We start from the raw sequence: 6,685 nt of genomic DNA on the forward strand, positions 1-6,685 counted from the left end.
ACTGACGTTGCCGGCCTTATCGCTGCTGCGGCTGCGAAAACGCCAGTCGCCGTCCGGCAGCAGATCCTGCGGCGGTGTCCAGTGCCAGTGGCCGCTGCTGTCGACGGTGGCCGTACCGCCGACAACCCACTTTCCGCCTGGTGCGGCATACTGAATGCGCACCACGCTGCCGGGCTCGGCTTCGCCGTGCAGTTCCGGCCGGACATCATCGGTGGGTTTGCCGCGGCCAAACTGGCCCTGATACAGCCCGCGATTGTCGTCGTAATAGCTGAACGTCGGCGTTTCCGGGGTAAGCGTATCGAGATGAAAGGTCCACTTCGGCGACGGCTGACTGCGGTTGTCGGCGCGGTCCTCGGCCTGCGCCGTCAGGTTATAGGTTCCGTCCTGCGGCAGATCGAGCTGCGCCTGCCAGTTGCCCTGCGCATCGGCACGCACAGAGGCGAGAAGTTGGCTGCCATTATAGAGATAAACCAGCGCGTTGGCTTCGGCCTGCCCGCGTACCACCGGCTGATCATCGTTGGTATAGCCGTTACGGCGGATGCTGTTACCGTCCTCCACGCCGCCGGCAACGTGGTCTTCAATCGCTTCAATGATCGGTCTGGCGGGCGGATGGGTATCAATATTGTAATCCACGCGCGTGGGTGCGCTGTGATTGCCGGCGGCATCCACGGCGGTGAAGGTTAGCTGGTATTCACCATCGGCCATCGGCTGCGGCGGCATCCACTCGAAGTGGCCATTGATCACCGGCACGCGTAGCGGATTGCCACCGTTAACCGTCACGATGACTTCAACGGCATCCGGCGTTTGCACCGTTCCCTGCCAGCGTTTTTGCGGATCGTTGTACCAGCCGCGTTCGGCAACAATAACCACAGGGGGTGATAAAACCGGGTGTGAACTGGAAGCAGAGGTGTCAGAAAATAACATAAAATTTCCTTAAAAATTAATAATTTCAATAGGCTGAATGCCCGTTGATATAGTTATTAATGCGGAAATTTTGCCGTTATCAGATTCGTCCCGAATCTAAGACAATCTGTTAAATCACGGCTTAAAAGCTGCGGGGATAAAAAAAGGCGCCACTGTTCAGAAGAACAATGACGCCGTTATGTTCCGTGCATTCAGCGGCAACGCGGCTGGCTTAGCCCTTTACGTTCTGCATCAGCGTCTTGCGCTGGCTTTCCAGTGCGGTCACCCGGTTACACACTTCATGACCGAAGTTCTGGAAATCCTGCTCCTGATTGTTCCATTCAGTCTGAATCGACTGCTGCAGCCCGCCGAGGTTGCCCATCAGCGCCTGTAGCGGATTGCTGCCGCTGGCGGCCTGTTTGGTACCCATCTCGTTCAGGCTATCCTGCAACACCCCGCCCAGCGTGCTCTGCACCAGCTTCTCGCCGTCGGCGCGCACCTGCTCAATGGCCTGATGGTGGAAGGTCAGGCCATCCGGACGGTGCTCGATGATGCGGTTCATCTGCTGCTTGAGCTGGCCGTTCAGCGTGGTCAGGCGATTGCGCACATTGCTGTCCGCCCCGAGTTTTTCGACAATCACTTTATCCAGCGCCACGCGGCCCCGCTCCAGACGGGTGGTTGCGCCGCTGTCGACCCACGGCAGATCGCGACGCAGCGCGTTCTGGTAGTCAATCGCCTGCTGGCGCGTGGCGTTATCGACGCTCACCGACTTGCCGTTGAACTGCACATCGCCCTGCGGCGTGATTTCAAGATTGCCGTTGCTGCCCACCACCTGCACGCTCTGGGGTTTGATGATCACATCATCCTTTGGATTGACGCTGCACTGATAGTCAGCATGCGCCTGAGCCGCCGCCAGCAGCAGCGCGGCGAGAAGAGCCTTACGAACCATGAAATCTCCTGAGTATTCTGTGCGGGAAAGAGCAAGACAGTTAGCGGTTGTTACCAGGTCACCATAAATGGCGACCCTACAAAGGACCATCTCCCGCAGGGGCAATCCCCTGTAGGGTGCGCATTTATGCGCACCAGCATACTGCAATAAAACTTAGTCCCACCAAACGTCGAAGAGTTCAGTGACCTGAATATCGGCGAGATTTTTCTTTTCCAGCCAGTTACGCACCAGCTCGCGGTGCGCGTCAGTGCATTTGCCGGTCTGCTGCAGACACACCAGCCCTTCCCACACCAGATAGCCGCTGCCGTCATAGGCCAGACCATTCGGATCGATCACCTCATTGATGAACTGATCGAGCGTGGCATCCACCTCTTCCTCGCTGGTGCCTTCGGCAAAACGCCAGGCAACAGAGAAGCCCAGCTCCTGAAACTCATCAACATGCAACTTTTTACGTAAACGGCGGCTACGTTTTACAGCCATTATTTCACCCTCTCAAACATCAGATCCCATACGCCATGGCCCAGTCGCTGCCCGCGCTGCTCAAATTTGGTTAACGGACGCGTTTCCGGACGCGGCACGTAATTCTGGCTCTCCGACTGATTGCTATAGCCATCGATGCTGCTCATCACTTCCAGCATGTGCGTGGCGTACTCTTCCCAGTCGGTCGCCATGTGGAACACGCCGCCCAGCTTCAGCTTGCGCAGCACCAGCTCGGCAAACGGTACCTGGACGATGCGGCGCTTGTTGTGGCGCGCCTTATGCCATGGATCCGGGAAAAACAGCTGCACCATGCGCAGCGAATTGTCCGGCACCATGTTTTCCAGCACTTCCACCGCGTCGTGACACATCACGCGCAGATTCTGCACGCCAGCCTCTTTGGCCGAGGCCAGACAGGCACCGACGCCCGGCGCATGCACTTCAATGCCGAGGAAGTTCTGATGCGGATTGTTCTGCGCCATGGTCACCAGCGAGGCACCCATGCCAAACCCAATCTCCAGCACCAGCGGCGCTTCGCGGCCAAACAGCGCGACCATGTCCAGCGGCTGCGGCTGATACTCGACGCCCATCTCCGGCCAGTAATTGTCGAGCGCGAGCTGCTGTCCTTTCGTTAAGCGCCCCTGGCGGCGCACAAAACTGCGGATACGGCGCAAAGGCCGCCCGTTCTCATCAAATTCCGGGGTGATGACGTCATTAATCATGTTGAAACCTGCTGGTTAGCCTGTTCAGGGAAACGGGCATTATGCAAAGTTAAGTAACAGAAGCAAGCCTTTGCAATCTTCCGGTTTACACCCTGATGTCTCTGTGCTGGAATTCCTGCCTGATTGTAGAGTAAACATGGAAAATTTCCTTCTTATGATGCAGGCGCCGCAGTTCGCGCAACAGGTGCTGGAGTGGTACCAACGCTTTGGCCGTAAAACTCTGCCGTGGCAGCTGGAGAAAACGCCCTATAAGGTGTGGCTCTCCGAAGTGATGCTGCAGCAGACGCAGGTTGCCACCGTTATTCCCTATTTCGAACGCTTTATGGCGCGCTTCCCCACGGTTGCTGACCTGGCCGCCGCGCCGCTTGATGAAGTGCTGCATCTGTGGACCGGCCTCGGCTATTACGCACGGGCGCGTAACCTGCACAAGGCGGCTAAACAGGTGGTTGAGCTGCACGGCGGCGTATTCCCGCCTCATTTCGATGATGTCGCGGCACTGCCGGGCGTCGGCCGCTCCACGGCGGGCGCGATCCTGTCGCTGTCGCTCGGCCTGCATTTCCCGATCCTCGACGGCAACGTAAAACGCGTGCTGGCGCGCTGCTATGCGGTGAGCGGCTGGCCGGGCAAAAAAGAGGTGGAGAAGCGCCTGTGGCAGATCAGTGAAGACGTCACGCCAGCGGAAGGCGTCAGCCAGTTCAATCAGGCGATGATGGATCTCGGCGCGTTAGTGTGTACTCGCTCCCGCCCAAAATGCGACATCTGCCCGCTGAATAGCGGCTGCGCGGCCTATGCACAGGGCAACTGGGCCGATTATCCCGGCAGGAAGCCGAAAGTCACGCTGCCAGAGCGCAGCGGCTGGTTCCTGATGCTGCAGCACGGCGACGAGGTGTTTCTGGAACAGCGTCCGCCGGTGGGTTTGTGGGGCGGCCTGTTCTGCTTCCCGCAGTTCACCAGTGAGCAAGCGCTGACTGACTGGCTGGCGGCGCGCGGCATCCACGCGAAACCGCAGCAGCTTACCGCGTTCCGCCATACCTTCAGCCATTTCCACTTAGATATTGTGCCTATGTGGCTGGCGTGGCCTTCCTCCGGGTCGCTGATGGATGAAGCCGGCGGTCTCTGGTATAACTTAGCGCAACCACCGTCAGTGGGGCTGGCCGCGCCGGTAGAGCGCCTGCTGCATGAGCTGCGCCATCCCCGGCAGCTTCAACTGCGAACCAGTTTGACCGAAGAGGAAGAGTAATGAGCCGCACCATTTTTTGTACTTATCTGCAACGCGACGCTGAAGGCCAGGACTTTCAGCTCTATCCTGGCGAACTGGGTAAGCGCATCTACAATGAGATTTCCAAAGAAGCCTGGCAGCAGTGGATGTCCAAGCAGACCATGTTGATCAACGAGAAGAAGCTCAACATGATGAACCCGGAAGATCGCAAAGTGCTGGAGAAGGAGATGGTGAATTTCCTGTTCGAAGGCAAAGATGTGCACATTGAAGGTTACACCCCGCCAGAAAAATAAACGTTCAGGGCCTCCCTTTGAGGCCCTCTTTTTCGAGTCAGGCACGCATTCACAATGAATAAAAAACTGATAGCACTGCTGGTCATCGCACCCCTGTTAGTCTCCTGCTCCGGACAAAAAAAATCGCAGTACCATGAAGAGTGGGTTAAGGACACCAACGGTTTTGACATTCTGATGGGGCAATTTGCCGCCAACATCGAGAATATCTGGGGAATCAATGAGGTTCTGATCGCCGGACCCAAGGACTACGTCAAATACAGCGATAACTATTACACCCGCAGTCACATCAACTTCGACAGCGGTAGCATCACCATTGAGACCATTTCCGGCACCGATCCGATGGCCAGCCTGCGTCAGGCCATCATCACCACGCTGTTGATTGGTGACGATCCGGGCAACGTCGATCTCTACTCCGACGCCAACGATATTCAGATCAGTAAAGAGCCGCTGCTCTACGGCCAGGTGCTGGATAATACCGGTCAGCCGATCCGCTGGCAGGGACGCGCCGGTAACTTTGCCGATTACCTGATTCAGAACAAACTGCAGAGACGCACCTCCGGGCTGCACGTTATCTGGTCGGTGACCATTCCGATGGTGCCCAACCACCTCGACAAACGTGCGCATAAATATCTGCCGCTGGTGCGCAAAGCCGCCGAACAGTATGGCGTTGATGCCTCGCTGATTCTGGCGATCATGCAGACCGAATCGAGCTTCAACCCTTATGCGGTAAGCAACGCCGATGCGCTGGGTCTGATGCAGGTGGTGCAGCATACTGCCGGGGTCGATGTGTTCCGCATGAAGGGCAAATGGGGTAAACCGAGCCGCAGCTATCTGCTCGATCCGGCCAATAACATTGATGCCGGTACCGCTTATCTGTCGCTGCTGCAGAAGAGCTATCTCGGCGGGATTCAGGATCCGCTATCGCGCCGTTACGCAGTGATCACCGCTTATAACGGCGGGGCGGGCAGCGTGCTGCGCGTGTTCTCCAGCGATAAAGACCGCGCCTTCGCCACCATCAACGGCATGTCACCGAGCCAGGTGTATCAGACGCTGACCACCAACCATCCGTCGGCCGAGTCGCGCCGCTATCTGTACAAAGTGAGCCAGGCACAGCGCAGCTACCACCGTTATTGATTAGCGCTCATCGCCACCTTCTCCCGCCTGCGGGAGAAGGTGGCGTGCGGTGGGGGAACAGCCCCCTCCTACAACATCATATTCGCCACTAACCGCTTGTGCCCGCTGTCATCCTCCTCGGTGTAAACCCCCTGCAACTCCGGTGAAAAGCCCGGCAGCAGATTGATACCCGCTTCCAGCGCGAGGAAATAGCGCTGCACTGCCCCGCCCCAGGTTTCGCCTGGCACCACGCACAGCACACCCGGCGGATACGGCAGCGCCCCCTCGGCGGCAATGCGCCCTTCGGCACTGGCGATCGGCACCAGCTCAACGTCACCGCGAATATACGCCTGATGCGCATCCTGCGGATTGACCTCGACTTTCGGGAAACACGCCTGGCGGAACATGTCGCGCTGCAGATCCTTAACGTCGTAGCTGACGTACAAATCGTGCATCTCCTGGCACAGGCGACGCAGCGTGTAGCCCTGATAGCGCTCGACGTGCCTGCGATACACGCTCGGCAGCACTTCAGCCAGCAGCGCATCTTCCCGCACGTGCTGTTCAAACTGCTCCAGCATCGCCACCAGATGCGCCATTTTTTCCGGCGTTTCCGCTGGGGTCAGCAGGAACAGGATTGAGTTGAGATCGCACTTCTCCGGTACGATACCGTTCTCGCGCAGATAGTTGGCGAGAATGGTGGCCGGAATGCCAAAGCGGGTGTATTCGCCGCTGGTGGCATCGATGCCTGGCGTGGTGAGCAGCAGCTTGCACGGGTCCACCAGATACTGTCCGGCATCGTAACCGGCAAAACCGTGCCACTTCGCGCCCGGTTCGAAGCTGAAATACGCCGGATCGGCGGCGATGGTGGCGGTTTCTGCCGCCTGCCATGGCTTGCCGTGCACCTGCTCCGGCAGGAAGGGCTGAATCAGGCTGCAGCGCTCGAGGATCGCTTTGCGTGCCTCAATGCCCAGCGTGACGCAGTCGTGCCACATGCTGCGCCCCGCTTCGC

Annotated in this window: 7 protein-coding genes and 1 pseudogene; 3 read left to right on the forward strand and 5 right to left on the reverse strand. The window is 58.2% G+C overall.

The genetic code is table 11. The features are described from left to right. The 4 genes from ERD80_RS09975 to trmB form a co-directional block, all read right to left on the reverse strand. The coding region (locus tag ERD80_RS09975) for an Ig-like domain-containing protein (protein ID WP_136546754.1) at window positions 1–924 on the reverse strand (924 nt) is incomplete at its 3' end. Window positions 925–1,135: 211 nt separating this feature from the next. Continuing rightward, the gene (locus ERD80_RS09980) at window positions 1,136–1,852 is read right to left on the reverse strand and encodes a DUF2884 domain-containing protein (RefSeq protein ID WP_136546756.1); all 717 of its coding nucleotides are present in this window, start codon (window positions 1,850–1,852) and stop codon (window positions 1,136–1,138) included. 153 nt (window positions 1,853–2,005) lie between these two features. After that, window positions 2,006–2,332: a YggL family protein gene (locus tag ERD80_RS09985; protein ID WP_021313105.1), complete on the reverse strand. Its 327-nt coding sequence runs from the start codon at window positions 2,330–2,332 to the stop codon at window positions 2,006–2,008. Continuing rightward, a complete protein-coding gene (trmB, locus tag ERD80_RS09990; RefSeq protein ID WP_021506621.1) occupies window positions 2,332–3,051 on the reverse strand; it encodes a tRNA (guanosine(46)-N7)-methyltransferase TrmB in 720 nt (239 codons plus the stop codon). Before trmB ends, ERD80_RS09985 begins: the two co-directional genes overlap by 1 nt. Before the next feature lie 154 nt (window positions 3,052–3,205). On the opposite strand from trmB, the gene mutY reads away from it, so the two are divergent. From mutY to mltC, 3 genes are read left to right on the forward strand one after another with little or no spacing between them, the layout of a single operon-like run. Next, window positions 3,206–4,291, forward strand: coding sequence for an A/G-specific adenine glycosylase (gene mutY, locus ERD80_RS09995; RefSeq protein ID WP_136546758.1), 1,086 nt, complete (start codon window positions 3,206–3,208; stop codon window positions 4,289–4,291). Next, the gene (locus tag ERD80_RS10000) at window positions 4,291–4,563 is read left to right on the forward strand and encodes an oxidative damage protection protein (RefSeq protein ID WP_010617014.1); all 273 of its coding nucleotides are present in this window, start codon (window positions 4,291–4,293) and stop codon (window positions 4,561–4,563) included. The genes mutY and ERD80_RS10000 overlap by 1 nt, the downstream gene beginning before the upstream one ends. Before the next feature lie 54 nt (window positions 4,564–4,617). Then, entirely contained in the window at window positions 4,618–5,697 is a 1,080-nt protein-coding gene (mltC, locus tag ERD80_RS10005; RefSeq protein ID WP_059011803.1) for a membrane-bound lytic murein transglycosylase MltC, read from the forward strand. Window positions 5,698–5,765: 68 nt separating this feature from the next. Here mltC and ERD80_RS10010 read toward each other — a convergent pair. After that, a pseudogene (locus ERD80_RS10010) lies at window positions 5,766–6,685 on the reverse strand (ornithine decarboxylase); the annotation flags it as partial.

The sequence above is a fragment of the Pantoea sp. R102 genome, from assembly GCF_004916815.1.
Taxonomy (GTDB): domain Bacteria; phylum Pseudomonadota; class Gammaproteobacteria; order Enterobacterales; family Enterobacteriaceae; genus Pantoea; species Pantoea dispersa.

Excerpts from the sequence above, each read along its gene's own strand:
- ERD80_RS09985 (WP_021313105.1), bottom strand. The coding sequence starts at position 2,332 with ATGGCTGTAAAACGTAGCCGCCGTTTACGTAAAAAGTTGCATGTTGAT.
- mutY (WP_136546758.1), top strand. The coding sequence starts at position 3,206 with ATGATGCAGGCGCCGCAGTTCGCGCAACAGGTGCTGGAGTGGTACCAA.
- trmB (WP_021506621.1), bottom strand. The coding sequence starts at position 3,051 with ATGATTAATGACGTCATCACCCCGGAATTTGATGAGAACGGGCGGCCT.
- ERD80_RS09980 (WP_136546756.1), bottom strand. The coding sequence starts at position 1,852 with ATGGTTCGTAAGGCTCTTCTCGCCGCGCTGCTGCTGGCGGCGGCTCAG.
- mltC (WP_059011803.1), top strand. The coding sequence starts at position 4,618 with ATGAATAAAAAACTGATAGCACTGCTGGTCATCGCACCCCTGTTAGTC.
- ERD80_RS10000 (WP_010617014.1), top strand. The coding sequence starts at position 4,291 with ATGAGCCGCACCATTTTTTGTACTTATCTGCAACGCGACGCTGAAGGC.